The following is a 20,637-nucleotide window of genomic DNA, read 5'->3' as shown; positions in this document are numbered from 1 at the left end:
GCGGGCCCGGGGGGCCGGCGGCCCCGGGCCCCCCGCCGCGGAGGAACGGGGGCAGGCCGCGGCGGCGCCGGTCAATTACGGCAACAGCAAACCCGCCGCGACCAAGCCGTTCCGGACGGTGCCGGTCGCCACCTTCGATTCGCCCTGGGCGCTCGCCTTTCTGCCCGACGCGACGATGCTGGTGACGGAAAAGCCCGGGCGCCTGTGGCTGGTGACGCCGAACGGCGGCAAGACCGCGGTCGGCGGCGTGCCGACCGTGCATGAATCGGGGCAGGGCGGCCTGCTGTTCGTCGCCACCGCGCCGGGCTTCGCGCAGAACCGCCAGATCTATTTGACCTATGCCGAACCGGGCGAGGGCGGCGACGGCCTTGCCCTCGCCCGCGCGACGCTCGGCACGGCGGACGGCAAGCCGGCGTTGCAGGGGCTGGAGGTGCTGTGGCGTCAGCTGCCGCGCGGCAACGGCGGCCAGTTCGGCGGCTATATCGCCTTCTCGCCCGACGGCCAGTCTCTATTCCTGACCTCGGGCGAGCGGCAGCGCTTCACCCCCGCGCAGGACCCCGACCAGGCGCTCGGCAAGATCCTGCGGCTGACGCTCGACGGCAAGCCCGCGCCTGGCAATCCGCACGCCGGCCAGACCGGCGCGGCGACGATCGGGGTGATCGATCCGCCCGCCAATACCGGCGCGGCGGCCAAGGCGCCGGTGCGCAAGGTGACGCTGACCACGCCCAACCTGACGCCTGCCGAGACCTGGACCAGCGGCCATCGCAATCCGTACGGCCTCGCCTTCGACGCGCAGGGGCGTCTCTGGGAAACCGAGATGGGGCCACAGGGCGGCGACGAGCTCAACCTGATCGAGCCGGGCAGGAATTACGGCTGGCCGCTCGTCTCCTACGGCGACAATTACGATGGTACGCCGATCGCCAAGCCGGACAGCCGCCCCGATCTGCAACAGCCGGTCCTCTACTGGAACCCGGTGATCGCGCCGGCAGGCTTCGCCTTCTACGCCGGCAACATGTTCCCGGAGTGGCGCGGATCGGCCTTCGTCGGCGGCCTCGCCTCGACCGCGCTGATCCGCCTCGCCTTCGACGGCACCAGCGCACGCGAGGCCGAGCGGTGGGACATGGGCGCCCGCATCCGCGCGGTGATGGCCGGACCCGACGGCGGCCTGTGGCTGCTCGAGGACGGCGACTCGGGCCGGCTGCTGCATCTCGTCGGCAACCGCGGCGGGTGAGCGGCGGGCGGGGCCCCCGCCCGCCGACCGCTTCGCGTCAGTGCGACGCCCCGCCGACGGCGCCGATCCCCGTCTCGGCACGCACCCGCTGCGCGAGATAGCCGTCGCGGTCGACCGCGGCGCGCGCGCTGCGATCGAACAGCGACACCAGCCAGATGGCGAGGAACGCCGCCGGCATCGAAATGATCGCCGGCGACGAATAGGGGAAGATCGCGGCCGGGTGGCCGAGGATCGTCACCCACACCGCCGGCGACAGCACCGTCAGCCCCACCGCCAGCACCAGCCCGAGCGTGCCGCCGACCACCACGCCGCGGGTGGTGCAGCCCTTCCACAGCAGCGACAGGAGCAGCACCGGGAAATTGCCCGACGCCGCCACCGCAAAGGCGAGGCTGACCATGAAGGCGACGTTCTGCTTCTCGAAGATGATGCCCAGCAGGATCGCAAGGATCGCGAGCACCAGCACGGTACGCCGCGACACGCGCAGCTCCGCCGCCGAATCCGCCGCGCCCTTGCGGAACACGGTCGCATAGAGATCGTGGCTGACCGCCGAGGCGCCCGACAGCGTCAGCCCGGCGACCACCGCGAGGATCGTCGCGAAGGCGACGGCGGAGACGAAGCCGAGGAACACATTGCCCCCGACCGCATGCGCGAGGTGGATCGCCGCCATATTGCCGCCGCCGACCAGCCCGCCGGCGGGATCGAGGTAGCGCGGCTCGGTCGCGACCAGCACGATCGCGCCGAAGCCGATGATGAAGGTCAGCAGGTAGAAATAGCCGATCCACCCCGTCGCCCACAGCACCGACTTGCGCGCCTGGCGCGCGTCCGGAACGGTGAAGAAGCGCATCAGGATATGCGGCAGGCCGGCGGTGCCGAACATCAGCGCCAGCCCGAACGACACTGCCGACACCGGGTCCTTGATGAAATTGCCCGGCCCCATGATCGATCGCCCGCGCACCGCCGCCGCGCCCGGATCGAGGCCGGCCGCGGCGGCGAGGTCGGTCTTCACCGCCACGGCGCGCGCGAACAGCGCTTCGGGCGAGAAGCCGAATTGCGCGAGCACCGCGAGCGCCATGAAGGTCGCGCTGCCGAGCAGCAGCACCGCCTTGACGATCTGTACCCAGGTGGTCGCGGTCATCCCGCCGAACAGCACGTACAGCGTCATCAGCACGCCGACGATGACGACGGCATATTCGTAGCGCAGCCCGAACAGCAATTTGATCAGCTGCCCGGCACCGACCATCTGCGCGATCAGGTAGAAGAGCACGACGGTGAGCGTGCTGATCGCGGCAAAGCCCCTGACCGGCGGTTGCGCGAAGCGGAAGCTGGCGACGTCGGCGAAGGGGTAGCGGCCGAGGTTGCGCAGCCGCTCGGCCATCAGGAACAGGATGATCGGCCAGCCCACGAGAAAGCCGATCGAATAGATCAGCCCGTCATAGCCGTCGGTGAAGATCTGCGCCGAGATGCCGAGGAACGACGCCGCCGACATATAGTCGCCGGCGATGGCGAGGCCGTTCTGGAAGCCGGTGATGCCGCCGCCCGCGGTGTAGAAATCGCTCGCGGTGCGCGTCCGTCGCGCCGCCCAGCGGGTGATCGCCAGCGTCAGCACCGCAAAGGCGGCGAACATCGCGATCGCGGTCCAGTTGGTCGGCTGCCGGACCGTCTCGCCCGCCAGCGCATCCGCCAGCGCCGGAGCCGGCATAAGCACCACGCCCGCGGCGAGGGCGAGCGCTGCCCGGCGCGTCACGCGCGCGACTCGCTGCGCAGCGCCTCGCTCAACGGATCGAACTCGCGCGCGGCGCGGCGCACATACAGACCGGTCAGCACGATGGCGAGCAGGATGACGCCGAAGCCGACGACGATGCCGACCGAGGTCACGCCTTGCCCGATCGGTCGCGCGAGCAGCGCCTTGTCGAAGGCGATCAGCAGGATGAAGCCGAGATAGGCGGCGAGCATCACTCCGGTGAGCCCCCAGGTGAACCGCCGGCGCCGCCGCACCAGCGCGATATATCGCGGATCGGCTGCGATCCGGGCCCATTCGGCTGTATCCATGCTCGCTCCCCCGCTTTTGCCCGATCATGCAGCAAAGGCGCCGGGCCGCAAGCCGTTTCGGCCCCGCCATGTTCGCGCAAACACTCCGGCCCATCCGTTGTGCGCGTCAGTGGATTGACGCTAAGCTCCCGTCCGATCCGGAGAATCAACGCGCAAACGACGGTCGCATGGCAATCGGCGGGCGCGGGTCGCACAGGGGGAGGCGCAAGATCATGGCGGAGGGCGTGCGATGATGCCGCTGGACTGGGCCAGGCCGCTGCCCGAATGCGGGCGGGTGGATGCGGCGACCTTTGCCGACACGATCGTCCGCCAGGGGCAGCCCGTCGTCCTGCGCGGACAGGTCGCGGACTGGCCGGCGATCGCCGCCGCCAATGCCGGCCGCGAGAGTCTGGCGCGCTACATCGGGCAATTCGACCAGGGCGCGCCGGTGCAGGTGATGGTCGGGCGACCGGAGATCGCCGGCCGCTATTTCTACGACGCGACGGTGCAGGACTTCAATTTCCATCGGCGGATGGTGCCGTTGAAGGTGTTGCTGTCGGAGCTGGTGCGCTTTGCCGGCGATCCCGCAGCGCCGGCGCTCTACGCCGGGTCGGCGCCGACCGGACAGCTGCTGCCCGGCTGGAGCGACGCCAATCCGCTCGCGCTGACGCTGCCGGGCGCCAAGGCGCGGATCTGGATCGGTAACGAGACGCGGATCTCGACCCATTTCGACGGATCGGCGAATCTCGCCTGCGTCGTCGGCGGGCGCCGCCGCTTTCTCCTCTTCCCGCCCGACCAGCTCGCCAATCTCTACGTCGGGCCGCTCGAACAGACGATGGCGGGGCAGCCGACCAGCATGGTCGATCCCGATGCCCCCGACCTCGACCGGTATCCGCGCTTCGCGACGGCGATGCGGCATGCGCTGGTCGCGGAGCTGGCGCCCGGCGACGCGATCTTTATGCCGACCTTGTGGTGGCACAACGTCCGCGCGTTCGGGCCGCTGAACGTGCTCGTCAATTACTGGGCGGAGGATCCGACGGCGAGCAGCCCCTTCACCGCAATGATTCACGCGATGCTCGCGGTGCGCGATCTGCCCGCCGCCGAACGCGCGGTCTGGCGGGGCTGGTTCGATCACTATGTCTTCGATGAGTCCGCCGGGCGGGTCGCCGATCATCTGCCCGAGGCGGCGCGCGGCGTGCTGGGGGCGGCCTCCGCCTCCCGCAGCCAGCGGATCAAACACTATCTGGTCGCCATGCTGGGCGGCGGCTGACGATCGCCGGCGCGCCGCTCACCCGCCGGCGATCGTATCGAGGATATCCTGATGCGACGGCATGCGCTCGACGGTCAGGTCCATCGCCCGGGCGATATGCGCCATCCGCCGGTCGAGCTCCTGCTCGGGCAACTGGTGCGCCAGCGGGTGTTGGCGCTTGGGCGCGATGCCCTGGCCGTGCAACACCGCGAGCCAGCTCGTCTCGCTGAACAGCTCATTGTCGTGCCGGTAGAGGCGGCCGTTCTCGCGGAAGATCGCGATCCGCTCCGCGAGTGACGCGGGCAGCGCCATGGTGCGGCAATGGCGCCACAGGGGCGAATCGTCACGCGTCGTGGCGGCGTAATGCAGGATGATGAAATCGCGCACCTGCTCATATTCGATCCGCGTGCGCCGGTTGTAATAATCGATGTCGTGCTGGTTGAAGCAGCGATCCGGAAAGTTGGTGAGCAGGCGCGCGATCCCCGATTGGATGAGGTGGATCGACGTCGATTCGAGCGGCTCGAGGAAGCCGGCGGCAAGGCCGAGCGCGACGACGTTGCGATCCCAGGCCTTGCGCCGCAGACCCGCCTTGAAGCGCAGGACGTTGGGGTTCGACAGCGGCTCGCCGTCGAGGGCGGCGTCGAGCGAGCGCAGCGCCGCCTCGTCATCGCAATAGTGCGAGCAATAGACGAAGCCGTTGCCGGTGCGGGCCTGGAGCGGGATGCGCCATCGCCAGCCCGCCGCCACCGCGGTCGCGCGCGTATAGGGCAGCGGCGCGTCGACCCGCGCGCAGGCACGGGCGACGGCGCGGTCGCACGGCAGCCAGTGGCTCCAGTCCTCGAACCCCGCCGCCAGCGTCTGGTCGATGAGCAGGCCCCGGAACCCCGAACAGTCGATGAACAAATCGCCGCCGAGCGCGCGCCCGTCCTCCAGGACGACCGCCTCGACATGACCGGTCTCCGCCGCGCGCCGCACCGTGGTGATCCGCCCCTCGCTGCGACGCACGCCGCGCGCCTCCGCACGCTCGCGCAGAAAGCGGGCATAGCGGCCGGCATCGAACTGATAGGCGTAGTTGAGCGTGCCGAGCGGCGATCCCGGCCGCGCCTGATCCGGTCGCTGGAACCGGCCCGCCGCCGCCGCCTGCGCGCCGATGCTGAACCGGTCGAGCGGCAGCGCATGGCCGAGCCGCGTCTGGCGATACCAGAAATGATGGAAGTGGAGCCCCTCCATCTCCTGACCATAAGTGCCGAAGGGGTGGAAATACCGGTCCCCGATCCGGCCCCAGTCGACGAACTCGATGCCGAGTTTGAACGTCGCGCCGGTCTGGCGGATGAACTCCGCCTCGTCGATGCCCAGCAGGCGGTTGAAGTAGAGGATATGCGGGATCGTCGCCTCGCCGACCCCGACGGTGCCGATCGCCTCCGATTCGACCAGATCGATCTCCACCCCGGTCAGCATATGCGACAGCGCCGCGGCCGCCATCCAGCCGGCGGTGCCGCCGCCGACCACGACGATGCTGCGGATCGCCAGCGGGTCCATCGCTCAGCGCCCCGCCGCGCAATAATGCGCGAGATAGTCGGCATGCGTCGGCAGGCGCTGCACGGCATCGGCCATGGCATGTGCCATCGAACGCAGGCTGTGCGCGACGTCGCCGACCGGCAGGGTCGCGATGACCGGATCATAGCGTCGGGGCATGATCCGCTGCCCGAGCAGCACCGCCACCCAGCTCGGCCGCGCGAACAATTCGTCATTGTAGCGGAAGACCCGTCCGGTTTCGCGGAACAGCTCGATCTTGTGGCGGAGCGTGTCGGGCAGATCCATGGTCCGGCAATATCGCCAGAACGGCGTGTCGTCGCGCTCCGTCGCCGCATAATGCAGCACGATGAAGTCGCGCACCTGCTCGAATTCGACATTCATGTGCCGATTGTATTCCGTCCGCAGGATGTCGGGCATATCCTTGGTCGGGAAGAGCGAGATGAAGCGGCTGATCCCCTCCTGAATGAAATAGAGCGAGGTCGATTCGAGCGGCTCGAGGAAGCCCGCGGACAGGCCGATCGCGACGCAATTGCCCGACCAGAAGCGGCGGCGGTGCCCCGCGGTGAAGCGGATCTGCCGCGGTTCGGCGAGCGGCGCGCCGTCCACCCCCGCGCGCAACACGGCCTCGGCCGTATCGTCGTCCATGAAGTGACGGCTGTAGATATGGCCGTTGCCGGTGCGGCGCTGCGTCGGGATGCGCCATTGCCAGCCGGCCGGCTGTGCGGTGGACCGGGTATAGGGCAGTGGTGGGCCGACCGGCGCGCTCGGCATCGCCAGCGCGCTGTCGCACGGCAGCCAGGCGCTCCAGTCGGTATACGCGACGTCGAGCGTCTCGCCGATCAGCAGGGCACGAAAGCCGGTGCAGTCGAAGAAGATATCGCCCGTGATCCGCTCCCCCGAAGCCATGACGACGGCGGCGATCCCCTCCCCGGACGCGGTGCGATCGACCTGCGTGACGATCCCTTCGACACGGGTCACGCCGCGCGCCTCGGCATAGCGCCGGAGATAGCGGGCGTAGAGCGCGGCGTCGAAATGATAGGCGTAGCGAAGATGCGACAGGATCGATCGCGGATCGGGATGCGGCGCGGTGAAGCGCCCGGCCCGCGCCGCCAATGCGGAAAGGCTGTACGTCTCGATCGGCGTCTCGACGCCGTCCGCGCGCAGCCGCAGCCAGTAATGATGGAAGTCGACCCCCTCCATATCCACGCCATGCTGGCCGAAGGGGTGGATATAACGATCGCCCGGCCGGGCCCAGTCGATGAACTCGATGCCGAGTTTGAAGGTCGCCTCGGTCGCGCGCATGAATTCGGCTTCGTCGATGCCGAGCATCTGGTTGAAGGCGAGGATGTCGGGAATCGTCGCCTCGCCGACGCCGACCGAACCGATCGCTTCCGATTCGACCAGGGTGATGGTCATCGCACTGCGCTCGTCGATCAGGCTGGACAGCGCCGCCGCGGTCATCCAGCCGGCGGAGCCGCCACCGACGATGACGATCGATCCGATGGACGGCGCCGTCATCGACCGGGCGCCTGCGCCGGGGCTCGTGCCGGCCTGTCAGCCACGCCGACCGGACAAATCGTCGAAGTATCGTGCCGCCGATTTGCTGCGATCGCGACAATGCCAGTATCGACCAACACAGTAATTTGAACCCTCATCCCATTGAATCTGCGATACCAGTAAAGTTTTCTATCCAACGGCTGCAAGTCGTTGCGGGGAAGACGTAGCGCCATCCGGCTTCGTTCATAGACCCGATCCGGTTCTAATGTAGCAGGCACCGGCAAGCGAAGCCTCGCCGTTATGTCTGACAAGCCCCTGGAATCCGCGCGCAAGTCTCGCAAACGCCTAGCCTTAGTTTCGGCATATCGATGTTGACCGGCTCGCGGCGACACATGGCGCATGATTTCGCCCATCAAAACGGATTCAATCTGTGCATTTTTCGCCCCCTTTTCTTCCCTTTCAATGAGATAAACCTGCCCCCTGAATTTGCAAAGGGGAAGCGCCGCCACCTCAATGTTAGGCCGGAATACGACAGAATAGCGTCTATAATTTTTCGTCTTGCGTCTTACAAATACCTGACATAGCAATACTCTTACATTTGATGACTGGTTGTCGACCGGGGTTGGAGAGCCCCGGATCGTTCCACAAGGCCGGCGTCGAAGGGAGAACGGGTTCGGTGCGCCGAACGTGGAGGGGGTGCCATCATGAAGAATAGCGTACGCTCGGTCGTGTCCGGGCCTTTAAAGTCGCTGCTGCTTACTACATCGGCATTGTCGGTGTTCGCGGCGATCGTGTCGCCCGCGGCCGCGCAGATGGCGACGCCGCCGATCGACGAGCAGGCATCACCGCCGAAGACCGGCGCCCCCGACACCGATCCCGCCACCGTGCCCGACGATGGCGCCGCCGATCCCGGCCGGCCCAATGACATCGTCGTCACCGGCATCCGCAAGGCGCTGGAGAGCGCCAAGGAAATCAAGCGCAACGCGGATACGGTGGTCGATTCGATCACCGCTTCCGATATCGCTACCCTGCCCGATCTGTCGGTCGCCGAGGCGCTCGGCCGCGTTCCCGGCGTGACCATCTCGCGCTTCGCGACCGGTGGCGCCTCGCCCGACTTCCCGTCGCCCGAGGGCCAGGGCAATTTGATCCGGGGCCTCGGCTTCGTCCGCTCCGAATTTAACGGCCGCGACGCGTTCAGCGCCAACGGCGGCCGGGTGCTCGATTTCTCCAGCATCCCGCCCGAATTGATCGGCGCCGTCGACGTCTACAAGAACCAGACGGCGGACCTGATCGAAGGCGGCATCAGCGGCACGATCAACCTGCGCACGCTCGAACCCTTCGACCGGCAGAAGCCGTTCCTCGCCATCTCGCTCGACAATACCTACACCGATCTGCGCAAGAAATCGTCGCCGTCGGGCAGCATCACCGCCGGACGGCGGTGGCAGACGGGGATCGGCGAATTCGGCGTCATCGCCTCCTATTCGCGCTCGAACCTCGATTCGCGGATCAACGGCTGGCAGCAGAACGCCCCCTTCCCCCGCGTGCTCGATGCGTCGGGCAACGTGCCGCAGACCAATCTGACCGGCGCCGCCAAGCTCGGCGAGTTCACCGGCGTCGATCCGTCGAACATCATCGGCACGACGCCCGGTTTCCAGATGCGGACGAACGACGTCGACCGTGACCGGCGCAGCTATTACGGCGCGATCCAGTGGAAGAACGACCGGCTGCAGCTGACCGCCAAATATATCCGCGTCGAGGAGACCACCGACAGCATCGAACATACGTTCGAATGGTTTCCCGAACACGATACCGGTACGACCGCCGGGATCACCAACCTCAAGGTCGACAAGGGCTTCTCGTCGGCCGGGGTGGCGATGTGCAGCGGCGCCGGCGCCTTTCCGTCCAATCCGGGTGACTGCGAGACGCTGATCCCGATCCAGGGCGGCCTGATGGAATCGGGCTTCGTCACCAACCGCATCGATTCCTGGACGGGCGCGGTCGGCTCGCCGGTCGGCTCGCTCGGCATCGGGCGGATGGATCGCAGCAAGACCCAGGATATCAGCCTCAACGCCAAATGGCAGGCGACCGATCGCCTGCTGGTCACCCTCGACGGGCAATATACCAAGGCCAGCGCCAGCACCCGCCAGATCTGGGCCGGCTTCAACACCTATCTCGATTGGCAGATCGCGCCCAATCTCGACAATCCGCGGATCAACTTCTCGGTCGATCCGGAGCATCAGTTCAATCCGAACAACACCCGCTACACCGGCGACAGCGCCACCAATCCCCTCGCCCGGCCGACGTCGAGCGCCGACTTCAACGGGTCGACCTTCCAGTTCGCCGCCGATCAGTTCCAGGTCGGCAAGGGCGACCTTTATGCGCTGCGCGCCGATACCGCCTACGATCTGTCGGGCGGTGAGGGCTTCGGCGGCTGGTTCGACAGCGTCAAGCTCGGCGCGCGTTATGCCAAGCGGAGCCAGACCAATGCCGAAATGGCGCTCAACTGGGGATCGATCGCGCCGCCGTGGGACGGTCGCGGCGGCTATGGCATCGTCGGCACCTTCCAGGACCCCAACCAGGCCGCGGAGGTCGTCAGCTTCAGCAACTTCTATCGCGGCGGCGTGGTCCAGGGCACCAACCAGTCCTTCGTCTTCGCCAACCGCAACCTGCTCAGCAGCTATTCGAACTTCCGCAAATATCTGAACAGCGAACCGCAGCTCGCGCCGCCCGCCGGCTGCGCACTGCCGACCTGCGCCGGCAATTTCGGCTGGCTGCCGCGCGGCACCGACGACGGATCGCGCTTCGGCTCGCCGACCTTCCGCCCCGAGGATATCTCGGACATCACCGAACGCACGTTCAACGCCTATATGCGGCTCGACGCCAAGCACGAGTTCGACAATGGCATGTCGATCGCCGCGAATGCCGGCGTCCGCTACGTCCGCACCGAACTGAATTCGGCGGGCTTCCAGGCGTTCCGTCCGTTCGTCGCGGATACCCAGACGTCCGCAATCGATGCCAACGGCGTGCGAACGCGAACCGACGATGCGGAGAGCCGGGACGATCCCCGTGACTTCCTGCCCGGCGCGACCGCTTATTCGGAGCAGGCCGCCGTCCCGATCACTTACAAGCAGACCAACGTCAACTGGCTGCCCTCGTTCAACGTACGCTGGAACATCGATCGCCAGCAGCTCGTCCGCTTCGCCTACAGCAAGGGGCTGAGCCGGCCGAACGTGCAGGACCTGCGCGCGTCGCAGGAATATGTCGTGACCACCAACCGGATCAATTATCCGACGATCACCGACCGCAACGATCCGCTCTACGGCATCGATCGGGGCGCGCAGAGCATCACGGTCGGCGAAATCCGCGTCAATCGCGGCAATCCCCGACTGCGCCCGACGCTGGCGGACAATTTCGACCTGTCGATCGAACGCTATTTCCGCGGCGGCTATGTCTCGATCGCCGGTTTCTACAAGAGCCTGTCCAACATCATCACCAACGGCGACCTGCCGCTCGGCACCACGCAGCTCGACGGCCAGACCGTCAACATCATCTACAGCGGCCAGGTCAATCAGGCGAAGGCCAAGATCAAGGGCGTCGAGGTCAGCTACCAACAGTTCTTCGACAAGCTGCCCGGCGTGCTCAGCCATCTCGGCTTCCAGGGCAATTACACCTATATCGACTCGTCGGCGACGCCACCGGCCAACGGCGTCGACAGTAACGGCGACGGCGTGCCGGACGATCAGACCACCGTCTTCCGCTTCGGGGTCGACAATCTGCTCGGCCAGTCCGACCATATCCTCAACGCGGTCGGCATCTACCAGGACAGCGCGCTCGAACTGCGTCTCGCGTACAATTGGCGATCGAAATATCTCACCTCGTATCGCGATTACGTGACCGGCAACCCGGTGTTCAACTCGGCGGCCGGGTTCCTCGACGCCTCGGTCCGCTTCAAGGTCGGCGCGCTGACCTTGCGCACCTCGATCGCCAATATCCTCGACACGAAGAGCAAGTCGCAGGTGCAGATCGACAAGAGCGGCCAGATGTTCGACCGGTTCAGCTTCCTCAACGATCGACGCGTGGTGTTCGGTGCGCTGCTGCAATTCTGACCGGCGCCGCGCTCCGGCGCTGGCGCAGACGAGGATCGATCCTGCCCAATGGAGGTGGTCATGAAGCTCGGCATTTGGATTGCAAGCGTCGCGATGGTCGTGGCCATGCCGGCGACCGCGCAAAAGGGGTATAAGGCGGCGAAGACGGCCAAGGACGTCGGCTATCGCTCGACGACCGGCACCGATGGACGGATCACGATCGTCTACACCGGCGCCAGGGGCGCGAAGCCCGATCAGGTGGCGAAATTCGCGATGCTGCGCGCCGCCGAACTGACCAAAGAGGCGGGGATGACCTGGTTTGCCGTCATCTCGGCACAGACGAGCGATCTCGCCAACGGCACCGGCTCCAGCCTGCGCGACAAGACCGAACCGGATTTCGCGACCGGATCGACGAGCGCCGCGAGCGGCGCGGCCGGCCAGGCGGGATCCTCGCCCGGGGTCAGCGACGGCGCGGTTCCGACCGGCCCGACGACGGGCGGCTTCGGCGGCGGCGACGTGCCCTATCAGGTGCTGGAACGCTGGCGCCCCAGTCAGACGGCGCAGTCGGTCGTCGTCATCCAGCCGGGATCGGGGGACAACGCCGCCTTTCCCGGCCTGACCCAGCAGCCGACGATCTACAGCGCCGACGACGTCATCGAACAGGTCAGAGGCACACGCTAGGCCGGCCACGCCTTTCCCAATTTCCCATCGCTCTCGCGATGGTTCCACAGTCCCCTCTGGAGGCGGCCGGCCAGCCGCCTCCATTTTTTTCCGTCCTGCTACCGCGCGGCGATCATCCCATTCGCCAACAGCAGCAGCAGCACCGCCGTCCCGGCCGCGATCCGGTATAGGACGAAGGGCAGGAAGCTGCGGCTCCGCAGCAGGCGGAGGAACCCGACGATCACCGCATAGCCGACACCGAACGCCAGCACCGTCGCCAGCAGCGTCGGCCCGCCGCCGATCGGGTTCGGCTTGTCATAGCTGTCGAGCAGCTCGAACACGCCGGACGCGAGTACCGCCGGGATCGCCAGCAGGAACGAATAGCGCGCCGCCGCCTCCCGCGTAAAGCCGAGCAGCAGCGCCGCGCTGATCGTGCCGCCCGATCGCGACACGCCCGGAATCAGCGCGAGCGCCTGCGCAAAGCCCAGCAGCACGCCGTGCCGCCAGCCGAGCGTCTCCAGCGGCAGCCGGCGCGCGCCGATCCGATCGGCGAGGCCGAGCACCAGCCCGAACCCGATCAGCATGGTGGCCGTGATGTAGAGGTTGCGCAGCCCGCCCTCGATCTGATGCTTGAACGCCAGACCGAGGATCGCGATCGGCAGCGTGCCGAGGATGATGAGCCAGCCGAGCCGCGCGTCCGGCGACAGCGTCGCCGGGCGTTTCGTCAGCGCGGTCAACCAGGCCAGCGCGATGCGCCAGATGTCGCGGCGGAAATAGAGCAGCACCGCGGCCTCGGTGCCGATCTGCGTGATCGCGGTGAAGGCCGCGCCGGGATCGGTGCCGGACGGCAGCAGCGCACCCGCGATCCGCAGATGCGCGCTGGAGGATACGGGAAGAAACTCGGTCAGCCCCTGCAGGACGCCGAGGAACGCCGCCTCCAGCCATGGTGCGCTATTATGGATGGTCATCGAAGCTCCGGACACCGTCATCGACGCACGGTCGGCGCAAGCCGACGAGTTCATGGCCGACGAACAACAGCCCGCCGATGGCGAGCGGGATCAGATAATAGATCAACCGGAAGGCGAGCAGCGCCGCCACCAGCCCGGGCCGGTCGACCTGCGGCAGAGCGGCGATCATCACCACCTCGAACACGCCCAGCCCGCCGGGGGCGTGGACGAGCAGGCTGGTGACGATCGCGAACAGATAGCCGACCAGCACGGCGGGATAGAGCATGATCGAAGGCTGGGGCAGCAGCACGAACACGACACTCGCGGCGACGAGCAGATCGCCGGTCCCGAGCGCGAACTGGACGATCGCCATCCGCCACGTCGGCAGCCGCAGCGGCCAGCGCCACAGCCGTATGGCCCGCCCGCCCAAACGCCCGAGCGCCACCATATAGGCGGCCAACAGCGCGAGCAGGCACAGGCCGGCGGCGGTCTGGAAACCCGGCGAGATGGCGCGGTGCGCGACGGGCGGCAGGCTCGGCAGCAGGACGAGGCTCAGGCCGAGCAGCAGGACGGCGCCCAGCCAGAAGGTCACGCCGGCGACGATCATGATCTGGCCGACATCGGCAAGCGGCACGCCATGGCGGCGGTAGATACGGTATCGCGCCGCGCCGCCGGTCAGGGCGGCAAAGCCGAGATTGTGGCTGAAGATATAGCTGGTGAACGCCGCCAGCGCGACGCTGGCATAGGGGACCGGCCGCCCGACGAGCCGCAACGCCACCACGTCGAACCCGGTGAGGATGCCATAGCTCAGCACCGTCAGCATCGCCGCGCCCGCGAGCGCCGCGGTCGGCAGCGCGCGAACCGCGGTCATCACCGCGCTCCACTGGGTATCGGCGAGCAGGTGGCGCAGCGCGACGACCGAAATCGCGAGCACGGCGAGCGTCGCGGCAGCGACCAGAAGCGAGCGCCACGACATGTCAGGACGATGCGGGAGCCGGGGACGCCCGACGCGCGCGGAACGGGCAGGCCGGGATAAGGTCGCAGGCGGTCACCGCGCCGGCCTACACAGGTCGCACCGCAAAGTCTGCCCTGCGTCGGACCTCTGGCGGCGACGGCGCCTGCCGCGGGGCCGCGATGGATACCGGCGTATCGGCGGACCGGGCGATGGGCGACATCGGCTTGTGTCGCCATCGTCATGATGCCAAGACCGCCGCGGGTGTCGGCGCGCGCGCATCGACAGGGTCTCTCGTTGGTCGGGCCGCCAACGGCGCCCCATCATGCCCGGAGCCGCCGCATGACCGATCAACCCGCGCCCCCGTCCCCCGTCGTCGCCATCGCCACCAGCCTGGTCGAAAAGCCCCGATCCGCGCTGCGGGCCTTTCTGCGCAGCGGCGCGTCGGGCGGGCTGGTGCTGATGGCGGCGGCCCTCGCCGCGATGATCATCGCCAACAGCGGCCTCGGCGAGGCCTATCTCGGCATCCTCGCCGCCCATGTCGGCCCGCTGTCGGTGCTGCACTGGATCGACGATGCGCTGATGTCGCTGTTCTTCCTGCTCGTCGGCCTCGAGATCAAGCGTGAGCTGGTCGACGGGCATCTGGCGAGCTGGTCCGATCGCATCCTGCCGACCCTCGCCGCGCTGAGCGGCATGGCGGTGCCCGCGGCGGTCTATCTGGCGATCGCCGGGACGACGCCGGGGCTGGCGCGCGGCTGGGCGATCCCGTCGGCGACCGACATCGCCTTCGCCATCGGCGTGATGGCGCTGCTCGGCAAGCGCGTGCCGGCGTCGCTCAAACTGTTCCTGACCACCGTCGCGATCGTCGACGACATGGGCGCGGTCGCCGTGATCGCGCTCGCCTATACCCATGACATCAGCGGCATCGCCCTGCTCGCCGCGAGCCTGATCGCAGGCGTGATGTTCGTGCTCAACCGGCTCGGGGTGGTGCGGCTGCTGCCCTATCTGTGCCTCGCGCTGCTGCTGTGGATCGCGGTATGGATGTCGGGCATCCATGCGACGATCGCCGGCGTGCTCACCGCTAGCCTGATCCCGATCCGCCGCTCGCCGGGCGCGCCGGACGCGGCGGGATCGCCGCTGCACCGGCTCGAACACGGCTTGCAGCCGTGGGTCGCCTACGCGATCGTGCCGCTGTTCGGTTTCGCCAATGCCGGCGTCCCCCTCGCGGGCTTCGGCCTGTCGACGCTGCTCGCGCCCCTGCCGCTGGGGATCGCGGCCGGGCTGGTGATCGGCAAGCAGATCGGGGTGCTCGGCGCGGTCTATGGCGCGGCACGCCTCGGCTGGGCGGGCAAGCCGCAGGGCGCGTCCTGGCTGCAGATCTACGGCACCGCGTTGCTCTGCGGCATCGGCTTCACCATGAGCCTGTTCATCGGCGGACTCGCGTTCAGCGACGCGACGCTCGAGCATGCGGTCAAGCTCGGCGTCCTCGCCGGCTCCGTTGTTTCCGCGCTCGCCGGTTCCATGGTCCTGTACCTCGGCGGGATGCGGCGGGGGTCATGACGATAGCGGTCGTCGCGCGCGCCTGCCGTGTGCGCGCAATCGCAGATGACGGCCGATGATCGACGCCATCCATTACGATCGAACGCGCGTCGGAACCGTCGGGCAAGGCGCATAGCCGCGCTCGCCCGGCCAGTTCCCAGAACATCCGAAGCTATGCGGCGACAGGCAGATGCTGCGGGGGACGCCATTCCGGCAGGAATGGTGTGGCGGAGACGGAGGGATTCGAACCCTCGGTACGGTTTCCCGTACGACGCTTTAGCAAAGCGTTGGTTTCAGCCACTCACCCACGTCTCCGGATGCGGCAGAGTGGGCGCTATAGCGAGGCGCGGCGGGCGGATCAACTGGGCGCGCGTGCACGGCCGGGCGTAATTTCGCGGCGATCCGCCAATCGTTCATTGCCCGGCAAGCGCGTCGATGGTTAACCCGTCCGCGGCGGTTTGGTCGCGGGGGATTGGCATGCGTAGGTTGGGATATGCGATGACGGCGGCGGCGCTGCTCGCGGCGAGCGCGTCGGCGCAGGTGACGACGATCGATCCCAATCGCGCGATCGACGGCGATCTCGCCACTTCGGCACCGCCACGGCCCGCGGCGCGCCCCGCCCCGCGCCCCGCCGATCCGCCCGTCGAACCGGCGTCGCCGGCACCAGGCTTCGATGCCGCACCCTCCTCCACCCCGGTGCAGGAGCGCGGCCGCGTCGAGGCGGTCAATCGGGCGGCCGAGACCTATCATCGCGACGACCTGCTCGCCGCGGGCGAGGACGTGTTCGGCAAGGGCGCGGCGGGCCTCGCCGGGCTGCTCGAGAAGGTGCTCAAGGAACAGGGCGAACCCAATGCCTATATCGCCGGGCGCGAGGCGTCGGGCGCGTTCATCGTCGGCCTGCGCTACGGCTCGGGGATCATGAGCCACAAGGTCGAGGGACAGCAGCCGGTCTATTGGACCGGGCCGTCGATCGGCTTCGACGCCGGCGGCGACGCCAACAAGGTGTTCGTGCTCGTCTACAATCTCTACGACACCGCCGACCTGTTCCACCGTTTCCCGGCGGCGGAGGGGCGGCTGTATTTCGTCGGCGGGTTCGCCGCGACCTATCTGCGCCGCGGCAATATCGTGCTGATCCCGATCCGGCTCGGCGTCGGCTATCGTGCCGGCGTCAACGTCGGCTATATGAAGATCACCCGCAAGGCGCGCTGGCTCCCCTTCTGAGCGGCGCGGCCTATCGCTCGAGCCGCCAGCCGAGCGTCTCGCCCGCGTGGAACGGTACCACGGCGGTGTCGCCTGTGCCGATGCGCGCGGGCACGGCGACCGGTTCGCGCACCAGCGTCACCGTGCCCGTGTTGAGCGGCAGGCCGTAGAAGCGCGCGCCATGTTCGGCGGCAAAGCCCTCGAACCGGTCGATCGCGCCTTCCTCGTCGAACACCTGGAGATAGGTTTCGAGCGCATAGGGCGCGTTGAAGATGCCGGCGCAGCCGCAGCCCGATTCCTTCGCGCCGACGACGTGCGGCGCGCTGTCGGTGCCGAGGAAGAAGCGCGGGCTGCCGGACACCGCGGCACGGCGCACCGCCAGCCGGTGCGATTCGCGCTTGGCGACCGGCAGGCAGTAAGCATGCGGACGCAGCCCGCCGTCGAAGATCGCATTGCGGTTGATCACCAGATGCTGCGGCGTGATCGTCGCGGCGATCGGATGCGCCGCCTCGGCGACGAACGCCGCCGCCTCCGCCGTGGTGATATGTTCGAGGACGATCTTGAGCGCGGGATAATCGCGGATCAGCGGCGTCAGCACGCGATCGATGAACACCGCCTCGCGATCGAAGATGTCGATGCTGCGATCGGTCACCTCGCCGTGGATCAGCAGCGGCATGCCGATCCGCTGCAGCGTCTCGAGCACGTCGGTGAGCGCACGGATATCGGTGACGCCATGCGCTGAATTGGTCGTCGCATGCGCAGGATAGAGTTTGCACGCGGCGAAGACGCCCTCGGCATAGCCGCGCGCGATCATCGCCGCATCGGCGTGATCGGTGAGGTAGCAGGTCATCAGCGGCGTGAAATCGGTCGCCCCGCCGAGCGCCGCGAGGATCCGCTCGCGATAGGCGATCGCCGCGGCCAGGTCGGTCACCGGCGGGGTCAGGTTGGGCATGATGATCGCGCGCGCGAACTGCCGCGCGGTATAGCGCGCGACCGCATCGAGCATCGCGCCGTCGCGCAGGTGGACGTGCCAGTCGTCGGGGCGGCGGATGGTCAGGCGGTCGGTCATTGCGCCTCCCTATCGGGCGTCCGGCCGCACCGCCAGCTTGATGACGCCCGCGGCGTCACTAGCTTAGCCGCATGCAAGCCACCACGCTCAGCGATCGCGCGCTCGTCCGTCTCGCCGGCCCCGATGTCCGCGGCTTCCTCCAGGGACTCGTCACCAACGACGTCGGCGGCGTGCTGCCGGTCTGGGCGGCGTTGCTCACGCCGCAGGGCAAGGCGCTGTTCGACTTCCTCGTCTGGGCGGATGGCGACGATCTGCTGCTCGACGTCGAGCGGGACGCCGCCGATGCGCTGATCCGCCGCCTGACGCTCTACCGGCTGCGGCGGCCGATCGTCATCGCGCGCGACGAGTCGCGCGCCGTCCATTGGGCGCCGGATGGTGCGGCGGGTGTCGCCGATCCGCGCCTCGCCGCGCTCGGTCGCCGCTGGCTGGCGCCCGCGGGCGAGCCGGCGCGCGGCTGGCGGGCGCATCGCCTGGCGCTCGGCGTGGTCGAAGGCGTCGCCGAGCTCGGCAATGGCGAGACGCTGTGGCTCGAATGCAATGCGCGCGAGCTCAACGGCGTCAGCTTCGCCAAGGGCTGCTATATCGGACAGGAGAATACGGCGCGGATGCACCATCGCGCCAAGGTCAACCGCCGCCTCGTCGTCGCGCCGCTCACCGCCGCCGGCGAGCGTACGCGCACGACCTACCCCGACCTCGGCCTGATGATCGAGCATCGCCGGGTCGAGGCGTTAGGCGATGCGCTGCGGCCAGACTGGCTGGCCGCGGCGCTCGCCGAGGATCAGCGGCCCACCGCGGTATAGGCGAAACCGGCGCCTTCCACCTCGTCGCGGCGGTAGACGTTGCGCAGGTCGACGAGCACCGGCGCGGCCATGATCGACGCCAGCTTGGGCAGGTCGAGCGCGCGGAACGCATCCCATTCGGTGACGATCACCACCGCGTCGGCGCCGGTCGCCGCCTCATAGGCATCCTTGCAGAAGGCCAGCTCGGGCATCATCCGCTCCGCCGCTTCCATCCCCTCGGGATCATAGGCCCGCACCGTCACGCCGGCATCGCTCAGCGCCTGCGCGATCGCGATCGACGGCGCGTCGCGCATGTCGTCGGTGTTGGGCTTGAAGGTCAGGCCGAGCAGCGCGACGGTCTTGCCCTTGGGCGCATCGCCGAGCGCGTGTAGCACCTTGCGGCCCATCGCGCGCTTGCGGCTGTCGTTCACCTTGACCACCGCCTCGACGATATGGACCGGGCTCTCGAAATCCTCGGCGGTCTTGAGCAGCGCCAGCGTATCCTTGGGGAAGCACGAGCCGCCATAGCCGGGGCCGGCATGGAGGAACTTGGCGCCGATGCGATTGTCGAGACCGATGCCGCGGCTGACGTCCTGGACGTTGGCGCCGACCGCCTCGCACAGATCGGCGATCTCGTTGATGAAGGTGATCTTGGTCGCGAGGAAGGCGTTGGCCGCATATTTGATCAGCTCGGACGTCCGCCGTCCGGTGAACAGGATCGGCGATTCGTTGAGGTAGAGCGGGCGATAGACGCCGCGCATCACCTTGCGCGCGGCCTCGTCGTCGGTGCCGATGACGATCCGGTCGGGGCGCTTGAAGTCGCCGATCGCGGCGCCCTCGCGCAGGAATTCCGGATTGGAGACGACCGCGACGTCGATCTCCGGCCGCTTCTCGCGCAGGATCGCCTCGACCTTGTCGCCGGTGCCGACGGGCACGGTCGATTTGGTGACGACGACGGTCGGCCCGGTCACTGCCGCGGCGATTTCCTCGGTGGCGGCGAAGACATAGCTGAGGTCGGCATGGCCGTCGCCGCGCCGCGACGGCGTGCCGACCGCGATGAAGATCGCATCCGCGCCCGCGACCGAGGCGGCAAGATCGGTGGTGAAGGTCAGCCGACCCGCGGCGACGTTGGTCGCGACTAGGGCATCGAGCCCCGGCTCGTAGATCGGCATGCGCCCGGCCTTGAGCGCGGCGATCTTGCCCTCGTCCTTGTCGACGCAGATCACGTCATGACCGAAATCGGCGAAACAGGCCCCGGACACCAGGCCGACATAGCCCGAACCGATCATCGTGATACGCATCGATATCCTCTTGGCGGATGAGATTGTGGCACCGTCTCTAACCAAACGCGGCGCGATTGCCAGCCTCGGGCAACCGCCGCCGCGACGCACGTCCCATCGCGGGATGCGCGCAACAAAAAGGGAGGCCGGCTCGCGCCGACCTCCCAATCTGTAGTCCTACGAAAGGAGCTGGTCTTACTGACCGGCGCCCGGGCCGTAGGTGACTTCCACGCGACGGTTCTGCACTTCGCGAACGCCGTCGGCGGTGTCGACGCGCGGGCGGCTCTCGCCGAACGCTTCCGTCGAGATGACACCGGCGGGGATGGCGTGCGACGTCATGTACGCCTTCACCGAGTCCGCGCGGCGCTGCGACAGGCCGACGTTGTACTTGGCCGAACCCGACTTGTCGGTGTGACCCGCCAGCATGACCTGCGCGTTGCCGCAGCTCTGGTACTGGCTGATGGCGTTGTCGAGGATCGACGCGGCCTCGGGGGTGACGTCCGACTTGTCCCACTCGAAGAACACGATGAACGGACCAGGCGAGCAGACCGGAGCCTGAGCGACCGGCTCGGGAGCCGGTCGCTC

16 protein-coding genes and 1 tRNA gene are annotated in these 20,637 nt (G+C 68.0%); 7 read left to right on the top strand and 10 right to left on the bottom strand.

The features are described from left to right. Positions 1 to 1,231, top strand: a 1,231-nt coding sequence (locus BW41_RS04115) for a PQQ-dependent sugar dehydrogenase (protein ID WP_200870337.1), incomplete at its 5' end; no start/stop codon positions are given. 37 nt (positions 1,232 to 1,268) lie between these two features. Here the strand turns inward: BW41_RS04115 and BW41_RS04110 are convergent. Together BW41_RS04110 and BW41_RS04105 are read right to left on the bottom strand one after the other, a co-directional pair. Beyond that, on the bottom strand, positions 1,269 to 2,975 hold the full coding sequence (locus tag BW41_RS04110) for a cation acetate symporter (protein ID WP_037531728.1): 1,707 nt from the start codon (positions 2,973 to 2,975) through the stop codon (positions 1,269 to 1,271). After that, a complete protein-coding gene (locus BW41_RS04105) occupies positions 2,972 to 3,280 on the bottom strand; it encodes a DUF485 domain-containing protein (RefSeq protein ID WP_037531727.1) in 309 nt (102 codons plus the stop codon). Before BW41_RS04105 ends, BW41_RS04110 begins: the two co-directional genes overlap by 4 nt. Positions 3,281 to 3,509: 229 nt before the next feature. Here BW41_RS04105 and BW41_RS04100 point away from each other — a divergent pair, with 229 nt between their 5' ends. Then, positions 3,510 to 4,529 (top strand): cupin-like domain-containing protein, encoded by a 1,020-nt coding sequence (locus BW41_RS04100; protein WP_081792888.1) that lies wholly within the window; start codon positions 3,510 to 3,512, stop codon positions 4,527 to 4,529. Between the two features lie 18 nt (positions 4,530 to 4,547). Here the strand turns inward: BW41_RS04100 and BW41_RS04095 are convergent, their stop codons facing one another. Continuing rightward, the gene (locus BW41_RS04095; RefSeq protein ID WP_037531726.1) at positions 4,548 to 6,047 is read right to left on the bottom strand and encodes a tryptophan halogenase family protein; all 1,500 of its coding nucleotides are present in this window, start codon (positions 6,045 to 6,047) and stop codon (positions 4,548 to 4,550) included. Positions 6,048 to 6,050: 3 nt separating this feature from the next. After that, on the bottom strand, positions 6,051 to 7,562 hold the full coding sequence (locus tag BW41_RS04090; protein WP_037531724.1) for a tryptophan halogenase family protein: 1,512 nt from the start codon (positions 7,560 to 7,562) through the stop codon (positions 6,051 to 6,053). A gap of 683 nt (positions 7,563 to 8,245) precedes the next feature. Between BW41_RS04090 and BW41_RS04085 the strand changes: the two genes are divergently transcribed. After that, positions 8,246 to 11,647 (top strand): TonB-dependent receptor, encoded by a 3,402-nt coding sequence (locus BW41_RS04085; RefSeq protein ID WP_037531722.1) that lies wholly within the window; start codon positions 8,246 to 8,248, stop codon positions 11,645 to 11,647. Positions 11,648 to 11,707: 60 nt separating this feature from the next. After that, positions 11,708 to 12,307: a CC0125/CC1285 family lipoprotein gene (locus BW41_RS04080; RefSeq protein WP_152542108.1), complete on the top strand. Its 600-nt coding sequence runs from the start codon at positions 11,708 to 11,710 to the stop codon at positions 12,305 to 12,307. Between the two features lie 98 nt (positions 12,308 to 12,405). Here BW41_RS04080 and BW41_RS04075 read toward each other — a convergent pair whose 3' ends face one another. Next, on the bottom strand, positions 12,406 to 13,254 hold the full coding sequence (locus tag BW41_RS04075; RefSeq protein WP_037531720.1) for an undecaprenyl-diphosphate phosphatase: 849 nt from the start codon (positions 13,252 to 13,254) through the stop codon (positions 12,406 to 12,408). Beyond that, the gene (locus BW41_RS04070; RefSeq protein ID WP_051583237.1) at positions 13,241 to 14,209 is read right to left on the bottom strand and encodes a lysylphosphatidylglycerol synthase domain-containing protein; all 969 of its coding nucleotides are present in this window, start codon (positions 14,207 to 14,209) and stop codon (positions 13,241 to 13,243) included. The genes BW41_RS04075 and BW41_RS04070 overlap by 14 nt, the downstream gene beginning before the upstream one ends. A 318-nt stretch (positions 14,210 to 14,527) precedes the next feature. Between BW41_RS04070 and nhaA the strand changes: the two genes are divergently transcribed. Further along, positions 14,528 to 15,745 carry a Na+/H+ antiporter NhaA gene (gene nhaA, locus BW41_RS04065; protein WP_051583236.1) on the top strand — a complete coding sequence of 406 codons (1,218 nt, stop codon included), beginning with the start codon at positions 14,528 to 14,530 and terminating at the stop codon, positions 15,743 to 15,745. Positions 15,746 to 15,949: 204 nt separating this feature from the next. Here the strand turns inward: nhaA and BW41_RS04060 are convergent. Next, a tRNA-Ser gene (locus BW41_RS04060) sits at positions 15,950 to 16,039 on the bottom strand. 162 nt (positions 16,040 to 16,201) lie between these two features. On the opposite strand from BW41_RS04060, the gene BW41_RS04055 reads away from it, so the two are divergent. Beyond that, positions 16,202 to 16,945: a DUF1134 domain-containing protein gene (locus tag BW41_RS04055; RefSeq protein ID WP_037531718.1), complete on the top strand. Its 744-nt coding sequence runs from the start codon at positions 16,202 to 16,204 to the stop codon at positions 16,943 to 16,945. A gap of 10 nt (positions 16,946 to 16,955) precedes the next feature. Here the strand turns inward: BW41_RS04055 and pyrC are convergent, their stop codons facing one another. Then, entirely contained in the window at positions 16,956 to 17,993 is a 1,038-nt protein-coding gene (gene pyrC / locus BW41_RS04050) for a dihydroorotase (protein ID WP_037531716.1), read from the bottom strand. A 71-nt stretch (positions 17,994 to 18,064) separates the two neighbouring features. Here pyrC and ygfZ point away from each other — a divergent pair, with 71 nt between their 5' ends. Further along, positions 18,065 to 18,793, top strand: coding sequence for a CAF17-like 4Fe-4S cluster assembly/insertion protein YgfZ (ygfZ, locus tag BW41_RS04045; RefSeq protein ID WP_037531713.1), 729 nt, complete (start codon positions 18,065 to 18,067; stop codon positions 18,791 to 18,793). Here the strand turns inward: ygfZ and BW41_RS04040 are convergent. Both BW41_RS04040 and BW41_RS04035 read right to left on the bottom strand, forming a co-directional pair. Beyond that, positions 18,772 to 20,073 carry a UDP-glucose dehydrogenase family protein gene (locus BW41_RS04040; protein WP_037531712.1) on the bottom strand — a complete coding sequence of 434 codons (1,302 nt, stop codon included), beginning with the start codon at positions 20,071 to 20,073 and terminating at the stop codon, positions 18,772 to 18,774. The genes ygfZ and BW41_RS04040 overlap by 22 nt on opposite strands. Positions 20,074 to 20,247: 174 nt before the next feature. Further along, on the bottom strand, positions 20,248 to 20,637 hold a 390-nt coding region (locus tag BW41_RS04035; protein ID WP_037531711.1), incomplete at its 5' end, for an OmpA family protein.

Origin of the sequence: Sphingomonas sp. RIT328 (assembly GCF_000632225.1) — a bacterium.
GTDB classification, from domain to species: Bacteria; Pseudomonadota; Alphaproteobacteria; order Sphingomonadales; family Sphingomonadaceae; genus Sphingomonas; species Sphingomonas kyungheensis.
Note: the sequence above shows the minus strand (reverse complement) of the source record. Positions and strands in the feature narration are given on the sequence as shown.